The sequence below is a fragment of the Kitasatospora sp. Ki12 genome (genome assembly GCF_054601375.1).
Window position 1 is genome coordinate 3,648,651 of sequence record NZ_BAAIHT010000001.1, and the last position, 21,479, is coordinate 3,670,129.

Here is a 21,479-nt window from a genome sequence, read left to right on the forward strand (position 1 = left end):
GTCGGTCAGATCCTGTCCTGGGTGCGCGGGGTCAGGCCGTAGCTGTTCGCGATCGGGTTCCACTTGGTCATGAAGTCCGTCTTCGCCTGGGTGGCCTGCGGGTTGAGCTCGTCCGCGTGCTTCTTGTCCGCGGTGCTCGGGGCCCGGCCGGAGCAGCCCTGGGCGGCGACGGCGCGCGCCCAGCTCGCGTACGCCTTGTCGATGTCGGCGGACAGCTGCCAGGCGGACTTCAGCGAGTTCACCGCGTCCGCGCCGCCCGGCACGTCCGTGACGCTCAGCTTGCCGAGCTTGGTCAGCAGGGTGGCGCGCTGGGTGGCGCCGCTGTCGAACACCTGCGCCGCGCTCTCGATGTCGGCCTTCGACGGGCAGCTGCTCACCTTGGCGACGGCGCTGCCGATCGGGGCCTTGGCGTTCTCGCCCTCGCTCAGCAGGCCGTCCAGTGCCTGCGCCTGGGCCTGGGCGGCGGGCCCGGCGCCGGTCGCGGTCGGGGACGGCGCGGCGGTGGGGGAGGCCGGGGCGCTCGCGGCGCCGCTCGGCGCGGCGTCCGTACCGGTGGGCGCGGGGGCGGGCTGGGGGTTGCCGGAGCCGGTCGCCGGGGCGCCGGTGGGGGCCGGCGCGGCCTGGCCGTCCTTGTCCCCGCCGCCCCGGGCGGCGAACAGCAGACCGCCGCCGATCGCCAGCACCAGCAGCAGGGCGAAGCCGATCAGCAGCGGGGCCTTGCGGTCGGCCGGGCGCTTCTCGTCCTCGTCCGGGTAGCCCGTCGGGTAGTCCGCCGGATAGTCGGTCGGGTAGTCGGGCCGGCCGCCGTACGGGGGCTGCGGCGGGGCGGCGGGCGGCTGGGGGTAGCCGTAACCCTGCGGCGGGCCCTGGTGCTGCGGGCCGGTCGCGTGGGCGGGGAACGGCGAGGCCGCCGGCGGGCCCGTCGGGGGCGGGGCGGCGGTGCGCGGGATCGGGGCGGTCTGCGGGTCGTAGCCGGGCGCGGTGGCCAGGTACGGGCGGGCGCCCAGCGGCGGGCCCTGGTCGCCGGCGGCACCGGGCTGGGGCGGCGGGGCGAGCATGCCCAGACGGGGGTCGACCGGGGCCTGCGGGGCGGCGGGGGCCGGTGGGGCGGCCTGGTGCTGCGGGGCGGCGGGCGGTTGCGGGGCGGCCGGGGCCTGGGGCGCCGCGGCCTCGGTGCCGGCCGCGTTCTGCGGGCCGCGCACCCAGCCGCCGGCGCCGCCGCGCGCCGTCGGGTCCCAGACCGCCGGGGCGGTGTTCTGCTGGTCCGTCATGTCGCTGCTGGCCCCCACCGTCCGCCGATGCTCTGCCTGGTGCTGCGCGGCCACCGTACCGTTCGAACCCCCGCCCGACAGCCCCGGCACGACGTTAGAGCATCGGCGCGGGGCCGTGGGGCGGCTCGGTGGATCCCGGGTCGGGGCGACAAGCCGGCGGTCGGCCTCCGGTCAGCGCGCGGGCCGGCGCAGGACGCGCAGGGAGCCGGTCACCGAGACCTCTTCGAAGCCCTCGGCGAGCGCCCGCAGGTACACCCGGTACGGGGCCTGGCCGCCGTCCGCCGGGTCCGGGAAGACGTCGTGCACCACCAGCAGGCCCTCCGGCGCCAGGTGCGGCACCCAGCCCTCGTAGTCGCCGGTCGCGTGCTCGTCGGTGTGCCCGCCGTCGATGAACACCAGGCCCAGCGGGCGCCCCCACAGCGCGGCGATCCGCGGCGAGCGGCCGACCAGCGCCACCACGTGGTCCTCCAGCCCGGCGGCGTGCAGCGTGCGGCGGAAGCGGGGCAGGGTGTCCATCAGGCCGACCTCGGGGTCGACCAGGGACGTGTCGTGGTACTCCCAGCCGGGCTGCTGCTCCTCCGAGCCGCGGTGGTGGTCCACGGTCAGCGCGACCGTCCCGGTCTCCCGGGCCGCGGCCGCCAGCAGGATCGCCGAGCGGCCGCAGTAGGTGCCGATCTCCAGCACGGGCAGGCCGGTCTCCCGGGCCGCCGCCACCGCCGCCGCGTACAGCGCGAGCCCCTCGTCCACCGGCATGAACCCGGTGGCCGCCTCGAACGCCGCCAGCACCTCGGGTGCGGGGCGGGCGCCCTCCAGCAGGTCGGACATGCGATGCTCCTCGGGGTCGGGTCGTGGACGGACGTGCTGGGACCCTACTCGACGGTAGTGGCGGTGGTGAGGGCGGGCGGGGGCGGTGGGAGAACCAGGGCGGCCGGGAATCGCGCTCTTTGCCGACCCTTGTGAAACCCGTTCTACTGATATTGCGGAGGCCATGTCAGAATCGCCCAGTCCGAGGATCCACTCCGCGTCACGCCATGCACACAGGGAGCAGCACCATGCGCGCAGCCGTCCTGCACAAGACCGGCCAGGACACCCTCGACGTCCGCGAGGACGTGACCGCGGTCGGCTTCAGAAGAGGCAGCGTCCGGGTCCGGATGCGCGCCGCCAGCCTCTGCCACTCCGACCTCTCGGCGATGAACGGCGTCCTGCCCCAGCCCGCGCCCTTCGTCCCCGGCCACGAGGGTGCCGGTGACGTCGTCGAGGTCGCCGAGGGCGTGACCGGCTTCGCCGTCGGCGACCGCGTCGTGCTCTGCTGGATGGCCCCCTGCGGCCGCTGCGACCACTGCGCCAAGGACCGCGGCCACCTCTGCGTCGCCAGCCTGCGCCGGCTCGGCGCCCCCGGCTTCCGGATCGAGGAAGGCGGCGTGATCGCCTCCGGCTTCTACGGCACCGGAGCCTTCGCCGACGAGGTCGTGGTCTCCGCCAACGCGCTCATCAAGATCCCCGCCGACCTGCCCTACGAGGCCGCCGCGCTGATCGGCTGCGGGGTCACCACCGGCATAGGCGCCGCCGTCAACACCGCCAAGGTCGAGCCCGGTGCCTCCGTCGCGGTCATCGGCGCCGGCGGCGTCGGCATCGCCACCGTGCAGGGCGCCCGGGTCTGCGGCGCCGGCCGGATCACCGTCGTCGACCCGGTCGCCTCCCGCCGCGAGCGCGCCCTCGACTTCGGCGCCACCGAGGCGATCGCCCCCGACGACCTCAAGGCCGTCGCCAAGAAGCTGCCGGGCGGCGGCTTCGACTACGTCTTCGAGGCGGTCGGCCGCGCGGCCACCGTCCGGGCCGGCTACGACGCGGCCCGGCGCGGCGGCGCGGTGGTCGTCATCGGCGCGGGCGCGCAGGACGACCTCGCCGAATTCACCATGGGCGAGCTGTTCTTCAACGAGAAGCGCCTGCTGCCCTCGCTCTACGGCGGGGCGACCGTCGGGCGCACCGTCGCCCTGGTCGTGGACCTCTGGCGGGCCGGGCGGATCGACCTGGACGGCATGATCACCCACCGGGTGGGGCTGGCGGACGTCAACGAGGCGATCGCGCAGATGCGCAGCGGCGAGGCGCTGCGGACCGTCGTGACGATGGACTGACGGACCGCGCCCGGTTGTCGTCGTATCGGCTGCCGTTGGTGATGTGAATGCCGTGATGTGAGAACAGTGATGTGAATACCGTGCGATGAATGACGAGGGCCCGCCGGGGAGCGCTGCTCCCCTCGGCGGGCCCGGTGCACGTCGGGTGCGGTGGGATCAGCCCCGTGCCGCGGCCGCGCGGTGGCGGCCGTGCGGGTCGGACTCCGAGGTGTCGTCGGCGGCGGACCGGCCCCGGTGGCGGCCGTGCGCGGCGTCCGCGGCCGTCTTCTCGTCGGCGTCGGTCCCGGTGATCGCGGGTCCGGTGGTGTCGGTGAGGGTGTCGGACATGAGAAATCGTCTTCCGTGCGGAGGGTGCAGGTCATCGGCGCCCGCCCGGCGCCGGGGGCGCGCGGTCGGGTCCCCGATCGGGCGCTCGGTACGCGCCCGTAGCCGGTGATCGCGGCCCGTGACCCGGACACCTTAACGGCCGGGACGGGCGAGATCCTATCGAGATCATGACACGCGCCCCGCGCCGGGCCGGGGCGCGGAACCGAGCCAGTGCCCGACCAGCTCGCGGTACAGCGGGGACAGCACCTGGAGATCGCCGTGCCGGGCCGTCAGCCCGTGCCCGCCGTCCAGCAGCAGCACCCGGTCCGCCCGCAGCGCGGAACTGATGCGGTGCGCGACGACCACCAGCGTCCTCGGCCGGGCGGCGAAGGCCCGCTCCACCCGCTCCTCCGCCGCCGGGTCCAAGTGGCAGGTCGCCTCGTCCAGCACCACGACCGGGGCGGGCGACAGGTAGGTCCGCACCAGTGCCAGCAACTGGCGCTCACCTGCCGAGAGTTCACTCGGATCGAGCAGCGCGGCGGCCGGTCCGCCCAGGCGCGCCACCAGACCCTCCGCGCCCAGCAGCGCCACGGCCGCGCCCAGCCGCTCCTCGGTGACACCCGGATCGAGCCAGGCCAGGTTCTCCCGGACCGACCCCGGGAACACGTACGCCTCCTGCGGCACCAGCGCCACCGACCGGCCCGGCACCGGCCGCTCCCCACCGACCGTCACCCCCCCTCCGTCGGCTGCGCGACCCCGGCCAGCAGCGCCGCCAGCGTCGACTTCCCCGCCCCGCTCGGCCCCACCACCGCCACGTGCTCCCCGGCCCCGAAGCCGGCGTCGACGCCGTCCAGCACGGGCACCGCGCCCCCGCCGTGCCCGTACCGGACCCCCACCAGCCGCACATCGGCGGCCGCGGGGGCCGGGGGCGGACCGTCCGCAGTCGTGGCCGTGGCCGTGGGTGTCGTCGTGGTCGCGGCCAGGCGGTCGAGGACGACGGCCAGGTTGAGCAGCCGGCCGCCGACGGTGCCGGCCAGGGTGCGTACGGCCGGGTCGAGTTGCTGGACGAGGTAGGTGGCGACGCCGAGGAGTTCGCCGGGGGTGAGAGCCCGGTGGGCGAGCAGCCAGGGGGCGGCGGCGAGGACGGCCAGGACCGGGAGGCGTCCGCCGAGTGCCACGACGAGCGCGCGCAGGGCCGAGGCCCGGCCGAGGGCCCGGGCGGCGGCGCTCTCCCCGGCCGCCTCGGCCAGGGACCGGGCGACCTCGGGGCCGGTGCCGGTGGCCTGGACGTCGCGCAGCCCGTGCAGGGCCCGTCCGGCTTCGGCGGCGAGCCGTTCCTCGGCCAGGACCACCGCCCGTCTCCGCGTCACCAGAGGGCGCAGCAGCCGGGCGAAGAGCAGCCCGGCGGCCAGGAGCGGCAGCAGGACCAGTGGCAGGACGGCGGGTGCGAGCAGGGCCAGGCCGGTCAGGGCGGCGAGCAGGGTGACCCCGACGCCGCGCACGGTGCGCAGCAGGGTCGCGGTCAACTGCCGGGCGGACTCGACCTGTTCGGTGAGCCGGGCGATCTCGGCCGGATCCGCCGTGGGGCGGGCGGGGGCGCTGTGGACCACGCGTTCGACCAGGGCGTCCCGGAGCGGTTCCACCACGGCGGCGAGTACGGGAAGCCGGCCCGCGTCGCGTACGCCCGGACGGCCATGGCCGCGCCGAAGCCGCTCAGCCAGGCCACTCCGACCCCGGGCCGGCCGGCCAGGAACCCCTGGTCGACGGCGGTGGAGACGAGCAGCCCGGAGATCAGCGGGGGCAGCGCCTCCACCCCGGACCAGGCCGGCATCCGCACCAGCGGTGCCCGGGTGAGCGTCAGTTGCCGGAACAGCAGGCCCCACCCGGGTGACCCGCCGGGCACGGAACATCGGCCCCGCCGATTTCCGGTGCGCGGAGGCACGCGGGCGGGCTCGCGGGCGGGCCGGCGGGCCTCGGCCGTCCGGCCCCGCGCGGGAGGTCGGCGTCGTCGACTTTTGGTGCGGCCCGGCTGGGCGGGGGCAACTGGGGGCTCCCGTCGGGGTGTTGGGGGCTACTGCGGGGGAGCCGGCGGGCGGGAAGGCCGGTGCCGTCCCCGCCTGTCCGGACAGGCGGGGACGGCACCCGGTGACTACCGCCCGGTCGGCGGTCGGCCGAGCCGGTGGCTCAGCTGACGGTGAAGAGCAGGCAGGTCAGGATGAGACAGGTGTACTGGCAGCCGTTGCCGTGGCCGGTCAGCTCGACGGACTCGGTCTCCGGCAGGTCCTGCAGCGCCGCGAGGTCGGTCTCGAAGTCCACCGTGTTCTCCATGATCGGTTCCTCCCCTAGAGGTCACGCCCACCGCGATCTGCGAACGGGCGTCGGGTGTCGCACCCCGGGCGGTCTCCATCCACCGCGCCGGGGTCGGTACCCCGGGCCGCACAGGGGCCCGGGAGTCTGTGAAAGGTGTGCGCTGCGGCTCGACCCAGCTCGGCTCGGTCCAGCTCGGCTCGGTCGCGCGCGGGGCGGGCGGCTCGGCCCGGACGGCTCAGCCCGGTCGGCCGGTCCGCAGGAAGGCGGCCAGCAGCTCGTGCAGCACGGCGGCGCCCTCCTCGACGAGCACCTCGTGTCCGGACCCGGCCGCCTCGACGTACCGGAAGTCCTCGCCCTCGATCCGGCCGATCCGCAGCAACTCGTGGCGCAGCGACCGGGACTGGCCGACCGGCACGACCTCGTCCCGGTTGCCGTGCACCACCAGCAGCGGCGCGCTCAGCCGGTGCGCCAGCTGCAGGACGTCGCGCGGCCCGCGGGCGTCGGCGATCTGCTCGCCGCCGCCCAGCCGGGTGGTCAACGCCCGTACGGGGGGAGCCGCTTCGGCCAGCAGCCGGGCGCCGGACAGGAACGGCGCGACCACCGCGCAGCGGGCCACCTGCCCGGCCGGCGCGTGCGCGGCCGCCAGCAGCGCCAGGAACGCGCCGTAGCTGACCCCGAACAGGGCCGGCGGCTCCAGGCCGAGCGCCGCGCGCTGGCCCGCGATGCCGTCCAGGAGGTAGAGCACGTCGTCCAGGTCGGGCCCGCCCCAGGCGCCGCGAATGGCCAGCGCGTGCGGCACGCCGTAGCCGGTGGAGCCGCGCTGGTTGGGCGCGACCACCGCCAGGCCCTCGGCGGCCATCCGCTGCAGCGCCGGGTCGAACTCCAGCCGCCAGGCGTCGGCCGGGCCGCCGTGCAGCGCCAGCACCAGGTGCGGGCTGCTCAGCCAGGCGTCCCCGCCGTACACCACGGCCTCCAACGGGCCTGCCGGGCCCGCCAGTTCGAGGCTCTGTGCGGGCTGCCAGCGGCCGCCCTCGCCGGGCGGGGTGCTGCCGTCCAGCCGCCAGCCGGGCGGCGGGGTCCGCGGCGGGCGCGCCGCGCCGGGCTGCCAGGGCAGTACGGTGTCCCGCCACGGCCCGGGCAACCCCGAGGACAGCGGGGCGAGTTGGAGCGGAAGCGGCATCGGGCCGGTCCCGGCCGGCACCGGGCCGTGCGCCAGCAGCGCGTCCACGTCCAGGGTGGCCAGCGCCGCCGGATGGTCGGGCGAGGAGTACGGCAGCCGCAGCCCGGCCGCGTCCCAGTGCCCGACCGCGCCGAGCCGTCCGGGCGGCACCGGCAGCGGCTCCAGCCGGCCGACGGACGGCCGCCACAGAGCGAGCGCCGAGCCGGCGCCGTGGTCGATCTGCACCGCGACCCGCGGGCCGTCCGGCCCCCGCCGCAGCGCGACCGGCCGCAGGAACATGCCCGCGACGTGCAGGCACTCGGGGAAGCGCAGCGGTTCGCCGCCGCCGAGGACGCCCCAGCCGAGCCGGTCGGTGCCGGGCGCGTCGCTGCGCACCATGGCGAACCGGCTGTCGGGGTCGAACAGCACCAGCCGGTCGTTGCTGCGCTCGCCGATCTCCAGCAGCGGGGTGGCGGCGCCGGTGCGCAGGTCGAGCACCACGCTGCGGACCAGGCCCGCGTTCACCCGGTCCAGTGCGAGCAGCGCGCCGGTGTGGTCCAGCCAGGCGCCGCCGCCGTGCAGGCCCGGGATCTCGGCGACCCGTTCGGGTTCGCTGCCGTCCGTCCGCACCAGCCAGGCGGTGGTCGCCGGGCGGGTGTCGGTGCCGAGGGCGACCGCCACCGGCGCCCGGGGGCCCGCACCCGCCGGGACCGGGAGCGGCAGCAGGCGCAGTCCGGCCATCCGCAGGGAGGCCAACGGCTGTTCCACGGTGGCGGTCTCGCCGTAGTGGAGGCGGACCAGGTCGTGCCGCTCGCCGTCGTGCCGGCAGACCAGTACCGAGCCGTCCGGCAGTGCGACCAGCTGGGAGCGCAGGCTCTCCGAACGGTTGCCGGGCAGCGGCAGCGCGATCGGCGCGGCCGGTGCGCCGTCCGGCGGCAGCCGCCAACTCTCCACGTACCAGCCGCTGTCGGCGGAGGACGCCAGGCAGGCAGCGTGACTGCCGTCGGTGGCGAAGGTGAAGCTCAGCCGACGCAGCGCCTGCGTCAGGGTGCGGGTGGCCACGTTCATGCTCCGCTCACCCCGCCCGTTGTGGAGGGGAGCCGGAGTCCGGCGGGCGGCACCGGGTCCAGCCAGAGCCGGGGGCCGCCGTGGCGCAGCCGCAGCAGGAAGGCCAGCGGGCCCGCGGTGCCGGTGCCGTAGGCGGGGGCGCAGCCGGTGCCGGTCTCGTCCGGGAGTATCAGGAGTCCGTCGCGCCGGGCCGCCCGGGCGGCGAGGAGCTCGGCCAACTGCTCGGCGCCGGTGCGGAATCCGGGCTCACCGGTGGCGACGGCGAGATCCAGCAGGTACTCGCCGTCGCCGGCCAGGCCGTGGCACGCGCTCGCCCCGCCGTGCCAGCGGCCGGCCAGGACGGCGCGGCCGGCGGCGCGGGCCAGGTCGAGCGCCTCGGTGTCGCCGGTGGCGAGCCAGAGCCGCAGCAGGAAGCTGCCCGCGCCGGAGGAGCCGCTGCACCAGTGGGCGAGCCGGACGTGCTCCGGGTCGTCCGCGCTCTGCGGCCACCAGGCGGTGTCCCGCCCGGCGCCCGGCCGTTCGCCGGGCCGTTCGCCCCACCGTACGGTCGCGGCGAGGGTGCGCCCGGCCTCGGCGGCGCCGGCGAGCAGGGACCGGTCGCCGGTCGCCCCGGCGGCGGCGAGGAGGAAGGCGCCGACACCGGCCGCGCCGTGGGCGAACCCGAGGTGGGTGATCCCGGCGAGCGCCGAGTCGAAGTCCGCCGGTACGGGCCACACCGTCCCGTACGGTTCCCGGCGGGCGGCGGCGAGCAGGGCCCGGGCGCCGTGGGCGGCGCGGTCGAGGAACTCCTGGGCGCCGCCGTCGTCCGGGCCGGCACCATCCGCTCCGGATCCGAAGTCGTCGGCGGCGAAGCGCAGTCGGGTGAATCCGGCACCGGCCGCGCCGTGGCAGACGTCCGGGTTGGGCCACTCGACGGGGATCCGGCGGGCGAGCCCGGCGGCGCGGGCGGCCAGCCCGGGGTCGTCCAGCGCGCGGGCGGCGTCCAGCAGCGCCCAGGCCGTCCCCGACCGTCCGAAGTGCAGCCCGGGCAGCACCACCGGCTCGGCGGCGATGCGCCGTTCGATCCAGTCCGCGGCGGTCCGGGCGGTCCGCGCGGCCTCCGCCCGCACCTCGGCGGGCAGCTGCCCGGTGGTGACGGCCCGGGCCAGCAGGGCCAGCACCCCGGCGGCGCCGTGCTGCACGTTGCACGGGTCGGTCCGCTCGCCGGCGGGCACCGCGGGCCACAGCCGGTCCCGCCGCTCCGGGGCGGCGGTGGCGGCGAGGTGCCGCAGGCCGTCGTGCAGCAGGCGGTCGAGGGGTGCGGCCTCGTCGTGCCCGGCGGAAGCAGGCGCGGGAGCGGAGGCGGAAGCGGGGGCAGGAGCGGGAACGTGGGCGGGAGCGTGCCAGAGCGGGGTGACCAGGGCGGGCCGGACCGCTCCACCGGCCCCGGCGCCCGGCACGGCGGCGTCCTCGCGCCGCGCCGCCCCGGCGCCCGGCGCGGCCGAGCCGCCGCGCAGCGCCTCCCGGACCCGGGCGACGGTCCACCGGTCCTGCGGCTCCTCGGCGCGCAGCCCGAGGACCGCCGGTGCCAGACGGCGCGCGGTCGTCCCGGTCCGCGCCGCGAGGGCGAGCCAGCGGCCGAGCCGTTCGGCGACCGGGCGGGCCCGCGGGAGGTCCTCGGGCAGCAGCGGGTCGTGGCCGGTGGCCAGCAGGAAGAGCAGGCCGCCGAGGGCGTACAGGTCGACGGCCGGGTCGGCGACGCAGCTGCCCGCGGGGGCGAGCCGGCCGGGCCCGTGTTCGGGGGCGCGGTAGCCGGGGGTGCCGGCCGATCCGGCGGCCCGGCCGGTCTCGGCGGCGAGTTCGAGGTCGACCAGCCGCAGGGTGCCGTCCGGGCGGACCATGACGTTGCCGGGGGAGAGGTCGCGCAGCACCAGCCCCTGGGCGTGCACCCGCTCGACCAGGTCGAGGAGGGCGTGCGCGACCGGCCCGGCCTCGGCCCAGTCGACGTCGGGGCTGCCGTCGCGACGCAGCCGGGCGGCGACCCAGCTGCCCAGCGGCTGTCCGGCGATTCGTTCCTGCACCAGGAAGACGGAGTCGTCCTGCTCGATCAGTTCGACGACGCGCGGTGCCAGCTCCTGCCCGCTCAGGCGGTCGAGCAGCGCGGCCTCGTGCCGCAGCGCGTCGCGGGCGTCGGTGCCCGCGCGGTCGACCTCGATGTGCGCCCGGGCCTGCTTGACCACGACCTCGGCGCCGCTCGCCGCCTCCCGCCCCAGGAACACCCCGCCCTTGGCGCCGTGCCGGACGGCGGCGGTCACCGCGTACCGCCCGGCCAGCAGCACGCCGCCCCGCCGCCTGCCGCTCCCGCCTTCAGTACTCCCGGCACCCCCGGCGCGCAGCGGGTCCCGCACCCACCCGGGCGCCCGGTACGACCCCCCGCGCACGTCCTCGGCCCGTTCGCCGTCCGGCCCGCGCAGCACCGACCGGTACTCCCCGTCGTTGCCCAGCTCCGCCGGCAGCGCGAACGCGCCGTACCGGTAGTGCACCCGGCTCCCGGGCCGATACGGGCGGTCGGAGAGCACCACCGGGCCGGGCAGTCCGGCGGTGGCCCGGTCGAGCTCGGCCGCCAGCCGCTGGAACTGCCCGTCGTCGTACGGGTAGACGGTGATGAACTTGCCCGCCGAGCCGCGGTCGCTGTTGCGGGAGTTGAGCTCCCGCAGCCGTTCCGGCGCGGCGGCGAACTTGAAGCCGCACGGGTCCTCGGCGAGCACCCGGACGACGGCCGAGAGCACCTCCTCGCCCGCCAAGGACGCCGCGCTCACGTGCAGCTTCCACCCCTGTGCGGGCAGGGGCGAGGACGCGGACGGCCTGGCCGTGCACCAGAAGCCACCGACGGTGACGTCCCAGCCACCGCGGCCTCCCCGGTCCCCGGCGCCGGCCAGTGCCGCCCGCGTCGTCTCCGGCCACGGACCGGCTGCAGCCGCCCCGCGCTCCACCGATCCCCTGTCCCCGGCCGTGCGCAGTGATGTGCCCGCCCCCATCCGCCACCACATCCCTTCGTCATGGCCGCCGCCCGCTGGTGCCCACTGCTCCGGCACCCGGGCGTGCGGCCCGGCCTGATCGGTTTCTGTCGCGCCCCTCGGTGGGGGCCGGACCGTCGCGGTCCGGCGGGTCCGGTCGGCCCGCGCCGACGGGGTGCCCGCCGTGGCCGCCCCGGTCGGGGCTACTGCCGGGGCAACTCCCGTTCGCAGGACTGAAGTTAGTTTCGGAAAAACCGGCGGCTCAACGCAGAGCCGGTCACTTCACTCGTAAGGGTGATCCGGGGGCGGTTTCGAATTCGTACGAGAGCTCTGATGTGTGCAGCGGACGCCGGGCGTGCGAGCGCACACGGCCCGCGCGGGGCCCGCCGAGCGCCCCCGCCGCAGGTTGACGCGCATCCGTGCGCCCTCGGCACCCCCGTCCGAACCCCGGCCGGGAGCCGTTCGAACCGGACGCCGACGGGCCCGCCGCGCCGCGCCGCCCCGGCCGGTGCCCCGCCGCCGCCCCACCGCGGCCGCGCGGCGGCCCCCGCACCCGAACGGCCGAGGCCCGACCGCCCCCGCGCGCACGGTAGTCTCGACAGGTGCCGAAACTGTCCGACGTCATCACCGCGCTCGAAGAGGTCTACCCGCCGCAGTGGGCGGAGTCCTGGGACGCCGTCGGCCTGGTCTGCGGAGACCCTCAGGCCGAGGTCCGCCGCGTGCTGTTCGCCGTCGACCCCGTCCAGGCGGTCGTCGACGAGGCCGTGGAGTGGGGCGCCGACCTGGTGGTCACCCACCACCCCCTCTACCTGCGCGGCACCACCAGCGTCGCCGCGACCACCTTCAAGGGCCGGGTGGTGCACACGCTGATCAGCAACGGCATCGCCCTGCACGTCGCCCACACCAACGCCGACCACGCCGACCCGGGCGTCTCGGACGCGCTCGCCGAGGCGGTGGGCCTGCGGGTGACCGGCCCGCTGGTGCCGGACCCGACCGACCCGCTGGGCCGCCGCGGCACCGGCCGGATCGGCCTGCTGGAGCCCCCGCTGACGCTGACCGCGTTCGCCGCGCAGGTCGCCGAGGGCCTGCCCGCCACCGCCGCCGGCGTCCGCGTCGCGGGCGACCCGAACCGGCTGATCAGCCGGGTCGCGGTGTGCGGCGGCTCGGGCGACAGCCTCTTCGCCGAGGTGCGCGCGGCCGGCGTGGACGCCTACCTGACCGCCGACCTGCGCCACCACCCGGCCTCCGAGGCCGCCGAGGCGGCGCCCGTCGCGCTGCTCGACGCCGCCCACTGGGCCACCGAGTGGCCCTGGCTCGGCCTGGCCGAGCGCGCCCTGCAGTCCGCCGCCGACAAGCGCGGCTGGACCGTGGAGACCAAGGTCTCCCACCGGGTCACCGACCCGTGGACCGCGCACGCCCCCATGTCCTTCACCGCCTGACCCGATTCACAGGAGCTCCTCGCTTGAACGCCGCGCCCGCCGACCAGAACCGCCTGCTCGACCTCCAGGCCTTCGACTCGAAGCTCGACCAGCTGGCCCACCGGCGCCGGACGCTGCCCGAGCACGCCGAGATCGACAAGGCCTCCGCCGACCACACCGCGCTCAAGGACCTCGTCATCGCCGCCGAGGCCCAGAAGGGCGACACCGCCCGCGAGCTGACCAAGGCCGAGCAGGACGTGGAGCAGGTCCGCGCCCGCGCCGCCCGCAACCAGCAGCGGCTGGACTCCGGCGCGATCACCTCGCCGAAGGACCTGGAGAACCTCCAGCACGAGATCGGCTCGCTCGCCAAGCGCCAGGGCGACCTCGAGGAGGTCGTGCTGGAGATCATGGAGCGCCAGGAGAGCGCCCTGACCCGGGTCGAGGAGCTGTCCGCCCGCCTGGAGCACTCCACCGTCGTCCTCACCGAGGCCGAGGGCCGCCGCGACGCCTCCTTCGCCGAGATCGACGCCGAGGCCGACAAGGTCAAGCGCGACCGCGAGACCGTCGCCGCCGTCCTCCCGGCCGACCTGCTGAAGGTCTACACCAAGCTGCGCGAGACCCAGGGCGGCGTCGGCGCGGCCCGCCTCTACCAGCGCCGCTGCGAGGGCTGCCGCACCGAGTTCTCGATCACCGAGCTGAACGCCATCAAGGCCGAGCCGGCCGACAAGGTCGTCCGGTGCGAGAACTGCTCGCGGATCCTGGTCCGCACGGCCGACTCGGGCGTCTGAGCCGATGGCGGCGCGCTTCATCGTCGAGGCGGACGGCGGGTCCCGGGGCAACCCGGGGCCGGCCGGCTACGGCGCGGTGGTCCGTGACGGGGACACCGGGCAGATCGTCGCGGAGGCCGCCGAGTTCATCGGCCACGCCACCAACAACGTGGCCGAGTACAAGGGCCTGATCGCGGGCCTCAAGGCGGCCCGCGAGCTCGACCCGGACGCCTCCGTGGACGTCCGGATGGACTCCAAGCTGGTCGTCGAGCAGATGTCCGGGCGCTGGAAGATCAAGCACCCCGACATGCAGCCGCTCGCCGCCGAGGCGCGCACCGTCCTCCCGCGCGGCCGGGTCACGTACACCTGGATCCCGCGCGAGCGGAACAAGGACGCCGACCGGCTGGCCAACGAGGCGATGGACGCGGGCAAGGCCGGGCGCCAGTGGGAGCCCAGGCCGAAGGCCTCCGCCGTCGCCGTCGACGAACCGCCGCTGGAGACCGCCGCCCCCAAGGCAGGCTGGGCCGCCCCCGCCGACCTCGGTACCCCGACCACCTTCGTCCTGCTGCGCCACGGCGAGACCCCGCTCACCCCGGAGAAGCGGTTCTCCGGCAGCGGCGGCAGCGACCCGGAGCTCTCCGAGAAGGGCCGCTGGCAGGCCGAGCGGGCCGCCGAGGCGCTCGCCGCGCGCGGCAGCGTCCAGGCCGTGGTCGCCTCCCCGATGCGCCGCACCCGGCAGACCGCCGAGACGGTCGCCGCCCGGCTGGGTCTGGAGGTCCGGTACGAGGACGGGCTGCGCGAGGTCGACTTCGGCGACTGGGAGGGCCTGACCTTCGCCGAGGTGCAGGAGCGCCACCCGGACGACCTGGCGGCCTGGCTCGGCTCCGCCAAGGCCAAGCCGACCGGCAGCAGCGAGAGCTTCACCACCCTCACCCACCGGGCCGGCGTCGCCCGGGACAAGATCATCGCCCGGTACGCCGGGAAGACCGTCCTGGTGGTCTCGCACGTCAGCCCGATCAAGACGCTGGTCCGGCTGGCCCTCGGCGCCCCGCCGGACTCGATGTACCGGATGGAGCTGGCCGCCGCCTCGATCTGCGCCGTCCAGTACTACGCGGACGGCAACGCCTCGCTGCGGCTGCTCAACGACACCTCGCACCTGCGCTGACCGGTCACCGGGGTGCGCTCGGCGCACCTCAGTGCACCTCGGTGACCACCACGTCCAGCTGCCACGGCTTGCGGGCCGTGCCCTCGGCCGCGAGCTCCACCCGGTGGCCCAGCTCCAGCAGGGCGTCCATCAGCTCGGCGGGCGTCTTCGGCTCCGCCCCGGCGACGAGCAGGTCCCGGACCAGGCGGCCCTTGGTCGCCTTGTTGAAGTGGCTGACCACGCTGCGCTTGCCGTTCCGCTCCTGCAGCACCCGGACGGTCGCGGTCCGGGAGGCCACCTCGCCGGCCGGCTTCCAGGCCGCCGCGTACGCGGAGCTGCGCAGGTCCAGCACCAGTCCGTCCGCCACCTCCGGGAGCACGGAGGCCATCGCGCCGCGCCAGTGCGCCCCGAGCGCTCCGGGGCCGGGGAGCTTCACGCCCATCGAGCAGCGGTAGGACGGGATCCGGTCCGAGATCCGCACCGCCCCCCAGAGGCCGGAGAACACCAGCAGCGAGCGCTCGGCCCGGTCGCGGGCGGCCGGGTCCAGGGTGGCCAGGCCGAGGTTGTCGAACAGCACCCCGGTGTACACCTCGCCCGCCGGACGGGCCCCGGCGGTCGGCAGACCGGCGTTCTTGGCGATCTCGCCGCGCAGCCCGGGGGAGAGGCCCAGCACCTCGGCGGCGGCGTCCTCGTCACCCCGGCAGAGGCCGACCAGCGCGTCCAGCACCGCCCCGCGCGCCGCCGTCAGCCCGGGCAGTGACAGCCGGTCCAGCGCCACCGGCTGGCCGTCGCCGGACCCGGCCTTGCCCTCCGAGGGCGGCAACAGCACCAGCACAGCGGACTCCTCAACAGTTTGTGGCGGACGAACCCCGCCACCCTACTGCGGCCGCTCCGGCTCCCAACGCCACGCAGAGCGGCGAGTAGTACCGGCGGTCCAGCCGCCGGAACCGCTCCGAGCGCTCGATCACACCGCCGAACAGCGCGAGTCCGCCGACCCCGCGCGCCAGCATCACCCCGGCCACCGTCCGCACCCCGGCCCGCCGCACCCGCTCCGGTCCCACCTTGGGCAGCACCCCGGCCTCCGCCCCCACCAGGTAGGCGGCCGTCCCCAGCATCCCTGCCACCGCGACGCAGGCCGCCGCCGACGGCACCCCGTCCCCCGCCCCCACCACGGTGTCCGCGAACTCCTCCGGCGTCCGCAACGGCCACGGCGTCACCGCCCACACCGCGTGCAGTACCCCGGTCGCCGCCAGCGCCCCCGCCACCGCGGCCCCCGCCACCTTCACCGCACCACTCATCACCCGAACCCCCTCCGCCCAAGGCCGACTCCTCCCACCCTACGAGCCCTTACGCCGCCCTTCGCCGCGCCCGCCCGCCCCGTGGCGAAGGACCCGAACTCCCTACGGGGACGCTGAGCCTCCGTCCGGAATCACCCGATTCGCCCTACGCTGCCTCCATGCCTCGCCGAAAACTGCGCGTCAAGGCCGCCGACTCCGCCCGGATCAACACCGAGCTGACCGAGCTCCGCACCCGTCTGGAGATCCACACCGAGTGGCCGCAGGAGGTGCTCGCCGAGGCGGAGGAGGCGGCGGAGCGCCCCCGGCTGCCCGAGTACGACGCCACCGACCTGCCCCTGTTCACGGTCGACCCGCCCGGCTCGCGCGACCTCGACCAGGCCATGCACCTCAGCCACCGCGCGGGCGGCGGCTACCGGGTGCACTACGCGATCGCCGACGTCGCCGCCTTCGTCCGCCCGGGCGGCGCGATCGACGCGGAGGCGCGCCGCCGGGTGGAGACCCTCTACTTCCCCGACCACCGGGTGCCCCTGCACCCGGCCCGGCTCTCCGAGGACGCCGCCAGCCTGCTGCCCGGCGAGCCCAGGCCGGCCCTGCTCTGGCAGCTGGACCTGGACACCGACGGCGCGGTGGTCCTCGCCGACCTGCGCCGCGCCCTGGTCCGGTCGCACCGCCGGCTGGACTACGCGGCCGTCGAGCGCGCCGTGGCCCTCGGCGGCGCCGACGAGCAGCTGGCCCTGCTCGCCACCGTCGGCGGGCTGCGCGAGGAGCGGGAGCGCGCCCGGGGCGGGATCAGCCTCCCGGTGCCCGAGCAGGAGGTCGAGGAGACCCTGCACGGGTACGTCCTCGGCTACCGCGCGCCCGGCCCCGCCGACGGCTGGAACGCCCAGATCTCGCTGCTCACCGGCATGGCCGCGGCCGACCTGATGCTGGACGCGGGCGTCGGCCTGCTGCGCACCCTGCCCGCCGCGCCGCCCGGCGCCTACGAGCGGCTGCGCCGGATCGCCGCCGCCCTGGACGTGGAGTGGCCGCAGGCGCTCCCGTACCCGGAGCTGATCCGCTCGCTGGACCCGGACGTGCCGCTGAACGCCGCCTTCCTCAACGCCTGTACCGGCCTGCTGCGCGGCGCCGGCTACCACGCCTTCGACGAGTCCCGCGGCCTGCCCGCGCCCGCCGAGCCGGCGCACGCCGCGCTGGCCGCCCCGTACGCGCACTGCACCGCGCCGCTGCGCCGGCTCGGGGACCGGTTCGCGCAGGAGGTGTGCGCGGCGGTGGCGGCGGGGGAGGACGTGCCGGACTGGGCGCGGGAGGCGCTGCCGACGGTACCGGCGCTGATGGCGAGCGGGGACCGCCGGGCGGGCGAGGTCGAGCGCGCCTGCGTGGACCTGGTGGAGGCGGAGCTGCTGGCGGGCCGGGAGGGCGAGGACTTCTCGGCGGTGGTCATCGACGTGGACGAGAAGCGGCCCGCCTCCGGCACCGTGCAGCTGCGCGACCCGGCGGTCCGGGCCCGCTGCGACGCCGCGGGCGCGGCTCCGGGCGCGGCTGCTGACGGCACGGCGGGCCGGCTGCCGCTCGGCCGGGTGATCGACGTCCGGCTGACGACGGCGGACCCGGCCACCCGCACCGTCCGCTTCGCCGCGGTGTGACGGGGCGGCGGGGCCGTCGACGAGCCCCGCCACCCTCCGCCCGCCACCCGTACGGTCCGTCCCGCCGCCCCGCCCCGGTCCGCGGTGGGAGGATCGGTGCGTGCTCGATGCCCAGCCCCCCGCCCCCGCTGCCGCCCTCGCGCCCGCCCCGGAACCCGGACGGCGCCACCGTCTGCTGGTCCTGGCGATCTGCTGCCTGAGCCTGTTCATCGTCGGCCTCGACAACACCGTGGTGAACATCGCCCTGCCCGCGATCCAGCGGGACCTGCGCGCCCCGGCGTCCGGGCTGCAGTGGATCATCGACGCCTACACCCTGGTGCTGGCCTCGCTGCTGATGCTGTTCGGCTCGGTGGCCGACCGGTTCGGCCGCCGCCGGGTGTTCCAGACCGGGCTGGTGTGCTTCGCGCTCGGCTCGCTGCTGTGCAGTCTGGCGCCGAGCCTGGGGTGGCTGGTGGCGTTCCGGGCCTTGCAGGCGGTGGGCGGCTCGATGCTCAACCCGGTGGCGATGTCGATCATCACCAACACCTTCACCGATCCGAAGGAGCGGGCGCGGGCGATCGGCGTCTGGGGCGGCGTGGTCGGCATCTCGATGGCGCTCGGCCCGCTGCTCGGCGGCTTCCTGGTGGACGGCGCGGGCTGGCCGTCGATCTTCCTGATCAACGTCCCGGTCGCGCTGGCCGCGATCCTGCTGACGGCCCGCTACGTCCCGGAGTCCCGCTCGCCGCGGCCCCGCCGGCTGGACCCGGTGGGGCAGCTGCTGATGATCGTGCTGCTGGGCTGCGGCACCGCCGCGATCATCGAGGGCCCGGGCAACGGCTGGACCTCCCCGCTGATCCTCGCCCTGGCCGCGGCGGCGCTGGCCGCGCTGGCGGCCTTTCCGCTCTGGGAGCGGCGGGTCGCGGAGCCGCTGGTGGACCCGCGGTTCTTCGCCAGCGCGCCGTTCACCGGGGCGACGGTCACCGCGGTCTGCGCCTTCGCCGCGCTCGGCGGCTTCCTCTTCCTCAACACCCTCTACCTGCAGGACGTCCGGCACTACGGCCCGGTCGAGGCCGGCCTGTGGACGCTGCCGATGGCCGGGATGATGCTGGTCTGCGCGCCGCTGTCCGGACGGATCGTGGGCAGCCGGGGCCCGCGCCTGCCGTTGGTCGCGGCCGGGCTCGGCCTGGCCGGGAGCGGGGTGCTGCTCACCCGGCTCGCCGCGGACTCCCCGCCGGCGCTGCTGCTGGTCGCGTACGCGCTGTTCGGCTTCGGCTTCGGCATGGTCAACGCGCCGATCACCAACGCCGCCGTCTCCGGCATGCCGCGCGCCCAGGCGGGTGTGGCGGCCGCGGTCGCCTCGACCAGCCGTCAGGTCGGCCAGTCGCTGGGCGTCGCGGTGATCGGCACGGTCGTCATGTCGGCGGTGGCGGGCCCGGTGGCGACCGGTTTCGCCCCGGCGAGCCACGTCGGCTGGTGGATCCTGGTCGGCCTGGGCGGCGCGATCCTCCTGCTGGGCCTGGCCACCACGACCGCCCGGGCGAGCGCGACGGCCGCCCGGGTGGCCGCCCGCCTCGGCGCCGAGCCGCCGGCCGTCCGGTCCGGTGTACGGGCGGCGCCGCCCGAGCGGCTACCATGACCACTACGGCGGAAGAGCCGGCCGGGCGGCCGCGACGGGTCCACGGACCCGCCGAGGAACGTCCGGGCTCCACAGAGCAGGGTGGTGGGTAACGCCCACCCGGGGTGACCCGCGGGACAGTGCCACAGAAAACAGACCGCCCACCGCTTTTCGTGGTGGGTAAGGGTGAAACGGTGGTGTAAGAGACCACCAGCGACCGGGGTGACCCGGCCGGCTAGGTAAACCCCACCTGGAGCAAGGTCAAGATCGGTGCCCTCGGGCGCCGTGCGCGAGTGTTCGAGGGCTGCTCGCCCGAGCTCGCGGGTAGACCGCACGAGGCTGTCGGCAACGGCAGCCCTAGATGGATGGCCGTCTCCCCGGGCCGCGCAAGCGACCCGGGTGACAGAACCCGGCGTACAGGCCGACTCTTCCGCCCCCTTCCCCGCCCGTGACCGGGCGGGGCCCCTCCCCGGCCGTGCGGCCGCCTCGCGCCTACGCGGGGTGCGCGCCGACGGCGTCGCGGATCTGTTCGCCGAGGCCGCCGTTGACCCGGGCGCAGTTGGCGCAGCAGAAGAACATCCCGGCCACTTCGACGCCGTGGCCCACGATCCGGACGTTGCACTGCTCGCAGCGCGGCGCGAGCTTCTCCATCGCGCACTCGAAGCTGTCGAAGGTGTAGGTGTCGCCGGTGACCGTCTTGATCTCGAAGGCCAGCCAGTAGTCGTTGCCGCAGGTGACGCAGATGGCCATGGCGGCCGTCTCCTTCCGGTGGGGCCGCCCTCGACGGGGCGGCTGCTCCCAGTGTCGAAGGCCCGGTCGGCGGCGGCCACCCGGAACGACTGTCGGGCGGACCCGGCCCTACACGGGGTGTTCGGAGAGTTCCTCCAGGGCGCGGACGGCGCGTTCGGCGTCGTCGGCGGCGACGAAGAGGTGGTCGTGGTGGAAGCCGGCCACCACGTTGCAGCTGATCCCGTGCTCGGCGAGCCGTCCGGCGACGGCCGCGGTCAGTCCGACGGCCTCCAGCGCCGAGTGGATCTGCAGGGTGATCCAGGCCGCCACGTACTCGTAGCGCAGCCCGAGCGCGTCCGCCTCCTCCTGGGCGACCACCACCGTGACCCCTTCGGGTTCGGCGACGGTCACCACCGGCCGCATGCCGGCGGGCACCTTCGCGGGGAGCGTGCAGTAGACGTACCGCCCCGGGTTGAGCACCGGGCGCATCCCGCCCAGCAGCGTCGCAAGATCTCGTTCTCCGGCCATGCCCGTCACCGTAGCGGCTGGGCGCTGGACGCGCCCGGGCCGCGGCGGCCGTGTCGGGAGCTGTCACGGGACGGTGGGCGGGCTGTCGGTGAACCGTTGACGAGCGACAGTCACCGATATATCGTCGAACTATCGAGACAGTAACTCGACTGTTTCGGAGAACCAGGAGGTGGGCGCCATGCGCTCAGGAATGCGATTTCGTGGAGAGGGCCCGGGCGGCGGCCGCCGGCGCGGGCCGGGGCCGGAGTTCCGGGGGATGCCCGGCGAGGGCTTCGAGGGCCGGGAGGCGTTCGGCGGGTTCGGTCCGCCGTTCGGCGGCGGCGGCCCCGGCCGTCCGATGGGCGGCCCGTTCGGGCACGGCTTCGGCGGCCACGGCGGCCGGCGCGGCGGCCCGCACGGGCGGCGCGGCGGACGGGCGCGGCGCGGTGACGTCCGTGCCTCGCTGCTGGCGCTGCTCAAGGAACGGCCGATGCACGGCTACGAGATGATCGCCGAGATCGCCGAGCGGACCGGCGGGGCCTGGCGGCCCAGTCCGGGCTCGATCTACCCCAACCTCCAGCTGCTGGAGGAGGAGGGCCTGATCACCGCGGAGGAGGTCGGCGGCAAGCGGCTGGTCGCGCTCACCGAGGCGGGCCGTGCCGAGGCCGAGGCCGGGCCGGCGGAGCCGTGGGCCGAGGCCGGCCGGGAGGTCGACTGGGAGGCCGTCCAGGAGGTGGGCCAGGCGCTGGCCGCGGTCGACCAGGCGATCCGGCAGGTCATGGCGACCGGCACCGAGGCGCAGCGCGCCAAGGGCCTGACCGTGCTGACCGAGGCCCGCAAGAAGCTGTACCTCATCCTCGCCGAGGATGACTGACCGGCGCGGGGGGAGGCGCACCGGCGGGACGGGCGGTGCCGCCGCGGCTCACGGGTGGACCAGGAACAGGCCCACGCAGACCAGCAGCAGCACCGCCCAGCCGAACCAGAGCCAGCCGTTGGGCCCGATCGTCACGGTGTAGAGGCTCACCGCCAGCAGCAGCACCCCGGTGGTCCAGGCGACCTGCCGGTTGTGGTGCGCGACCGCGCGGGAGCCGTTGCTCGGGTGCCGTACCGTCCTGGCCATGCCGACCTCCCGGG

20 protein-coding genes and 1 other RNA gene are annotated in these 21,479 nt (G+C 76.3%); 8 read left to right on the forward strand and 13 right to left on the reverse strand.

What is annotated here, in order from left to right; translation table 11 throughout:
• Positions 1-5: 5 nt before the first annotated feature.
• On the reverse strand, positions 6-1,271 hold the full coding sequence (locus ACYP53_RS16145; RefSeq protein ID WP_459647780.1) for a hypothetical protein: 1,266 nt from the start codon (positions 1,269-1,271) through the stop codon (positions 6-8).
• A 171-nt stretch (positions 1,272-1,442) separates the two neighbouring features.
• The gene (locus ACYP53_RS16150; RefSeq protein WP_459647781.1) at positions 1,443-2,096 is read right to left on the reverse strand and encodes a class I SAM-dependent methyltransferase; all 654 of its coding nucleotides are present in this window, start codon (positions 2,094-2,096) and stop codon (positions 1,443-1,445) included.
• A 227-nt stretch (positions 2,097-2,323) separates the two neighbouring features.
• Between ACYP53_RS16150 and ACYP53_RS16155 the strand changes: the two genes are divergently transcribed.
• Positions 2,324-3,406, forward strand: coding sequence for an alcohol dehydrogenase catalytic domain-containing protein (locus ACYP53_RS16155; protein WP_189918389.1), 1,083 nt, complete (start codon positions 2,324-2,326; stop codon positions 3,404-3,406).
• A 156-nt stretch (positions 3,407-3,562) separates the two neighbouring features.
• On the opposite strand, the gene ACYP53_RS16160 is transcribed toward ACYP53_RS16155, so the two are convergent.
• The 6 genes from ACYP53_RS16160 to lanL form a co-directional block, all read right to left on the reverse strand.
• Entirely contained in the window at positions 3,563-3,733 is a 171-nt protein-coding gene (locus tag ACYP53_RS16160) for a hypothetical protein (RefSeq protein WP_189918521.1), read from the reverse strand.
• A 165-nt stretch (positions 3,734-3,898) separates the two neighbouring features.
• Positions 3,899-4,444, reverse strand: coding sequence for an ATP-binding cassette domain-containing protein (locus ACYP53_RS16165; RefSeq protein ID WP_459647782.1), 546 nt, complete (start codon positions 4,442-4,444; stop codon positions 3,899-3,901).
• A complete protein-coding gene (locus tag ACYP53_RS16170; protein WP_459647783.1) occupies positions 4,441-5,358 on the reverse strand; it encodes an ATP-binding cassette domain-containing protein in 918 nt (305 codons plus the stop codon). The genes ACYP53_RS16165 and ACYP53_RS16170 overlap by 4 nt, the downstream gene beginning before the upstream one ends.
• A gap of 538 nt (positions 5,359-5,896) precedes the next feature.
• Entirely contained in the window at positions 5,897-6,040 is a 144-nt protein-coding gene (locus ACYP53_RS16175; protein WP_158835523.1) for a VenA family class IV lanthipeptide, read from the reverse strand.
• Between the two features lie 217 nt (positions 6,041-6,257).
• Positions 6,258-8,249: a S9 family peptidase gene (locus tag ACYP53_RS16180; protein ID WP_459647784.1), complete on the reverse strand. Its 1,992-nt coding sequence runs from the start codon at positions 8,247-8,249 to the stop codon at positions 6,258-6,260.
• Positions 8,246-11,278, reverse strand: coding sequence for a class IV lanthionine synthetase LanL (gene lanL, locus ACYP53_RS16185; protein ID WP_459647785.1), 3,033 nt, complete (start codon positions 11,276-11,278; stop codon positions 8,246-8,248). The genes ACYP53_RS16180 and lanL overlap by 4 nt, the downstream gene beginning before the upstream one ends.
• Positions 11,279-11,847: 569 nt before the next feature.
• On the opposite strand from lanL, the gene ACYP53_RS16190 reads away from it, so the two are divergent.
• Genes ACYP53_RS16190 through ACYP53_RS16200 form a run of 3 tightly spaced genes read left to right on the forward strand, consistent with a single transcriptional unit; the run spans position 11,848 to position 14,595 of the window.
• A complete protein-coding gene (locus tag ACYP53_RS16190) occupies positions 11,848-12,684 on the forward strand; it encodes a Nif3-like dinuclear metal center hexameric protein (protein ID WP_459647786.1) in 837 nt (278 codons plus the stop codon).
• 23 nt (positions 12,685-12,707) lie between these two features.
• The gene (locus ACYP53_RS16195) at positions 12,708-13,451 is read left to right on the forward strand and encodes a zinc ribbon domain-containing protein (protein ID WP_459647787.1); all 744 of its coding nucleotides are present in this window, start codon (positions 12,708-12,710) and stop codon (positions 13,449-13,451) included.
• 4 nt (positions 13,452-13,455) lie between these two features.
• The gene (locus ACYP53_RS16200; protein WP_459647788.1) at positions 13,456-14,595 is read left to right on the forward strand and encodes a bifunctional RNase H/acid phosphatase; all 1,140 of its coding nucleotides are present in this window, start codon (positions 13,456-13,458) and stop codon (positions 14,593-14,595) included.
• Between the two features lie 28 nt (positions 14,596-14,623).
• Here ACYP53_RS16200 and yaaA read toward each other — a convergent pair whose 3' ends face one another.
• Entirely contained in the window at positions 14,624-15,409 is a 786-nt protein-coding gene (gene yaaA / locus ACYP53_RS16205; RefSeq protein ID WP_189918408.1) for a peroxide stress protein YaaA, read from the reverse strand.
• Positions 15,410-15,419: 10 nt separating this feature from the next.
• Positions 15,420-15,872, reverse strand: coding sequence for a DUF3995 domain-containing protein (locus tag ACYP53_RS16210; RefSeq protein ID WP_189918410.1), 453 nt, complete (start codon positions 15,870-15,872; stop codon positions 15,420-15,422).
• Positions 15,873-16,030: 158 nt separating this feature from the next.
• Here ACYP53_RS16210 and ACYP53_RS16215 point away from each other — a divergent pair, with 158 nt between their 5' ends.
• The 3 genes from ACYP53_RS16215 to rnpB all read left to right on the forward strand — a co-directional run bounded on the left by ACYP53_RS16215 (position 16,031) and on the right by rnpB (position 19,542).
• Positions 16,031-17,515, forward strand: coding sequence for an RNB domain-containing ribonuclease (locus tag ACYP53_RS16215; protein WP_189918412.1), 1,485 nt, complete (start codon positions 16,031-16,033; stop codon positions 17,513-17,515).
• A gap of 100 nt (positions 17,516-17,615) precedes the next feature.
• Positions 17,616-19,130: an MFS transporter gene (locus ACYP53_RS16220; RefSeq protein WP_459647789.1), complete on the forward strand. Its 1,515-nt coding sequence runs from the start codon at positions 17,616-17,618 to the stop codon at positions 19,128-19,130.
• Positions 19,131-19,143: 13 nt separating this feature from the next.
• Positions 19,144-19,542, forward strand: an RNA gene (gene rnpB / locus ACYP53_RS16225) — RNase P RNA component class A.
• Between the two features lie 59 nt (positions 19,543-19,601).
• Here the strand turns inward: rnpB and ACYP53_RS16230 are convergent.
• Complete coding sequence (locus ACYP53_RS16230) at positions 19,602-19,859, reverse strand: hypothetical protein (protein WP_030056921.1); 258 nt, start codon at positions 19,857-19,859, stop codon at positions 19,602-19,604.
• 108 nt (positions 19,860-19,967) lie between these two features.
• Entirely contained in the window at positions 19,968-20,366 is a 399-nt protein-coding gene (locus ACYP53_RS16235) for an ACT domain-containing protein (protein ID WP_189918416.1), read from the reverse strand.
• A gap of 190 nt (positions 20,367-20,556) precedes the next feature.
• Between ACYP53_RS16235 and ACYP53_RS16240 the strand changes: the two genes are divergently transcribed.
• Positions 20,557-21,219 carry a PadR family transcriptional regulator gene (locus tag ACYP53_RS16240; RefSeq protein WP_459647790.1) on the forward strand — a complete coding sequence of 221 codons (663 nt, stop codon included), beginning with the start codon at positions 20,557-20,559 and terminating at the stop codon, positions 21,217-21,219.
• A gap of 48 nt (positions 21,220-21,267) precedes the next feature.
• Here ACYP53_RS16240 and ACYP53_RS16245 read toward each other — a convergent pair whose 3' ends face one another.
• Positions 21,268-21,465, reverse strand: coding sequence for a hypothetical protein (locus tag ACYP53_RS16245; protein ID WP_189918523.1), 198 nt, complete (start codon positions 21,463-21,465; stop codon positions 21,268-21,270).
• Positions 21,466-21,479: the final 14 nt, after the last annotated feature.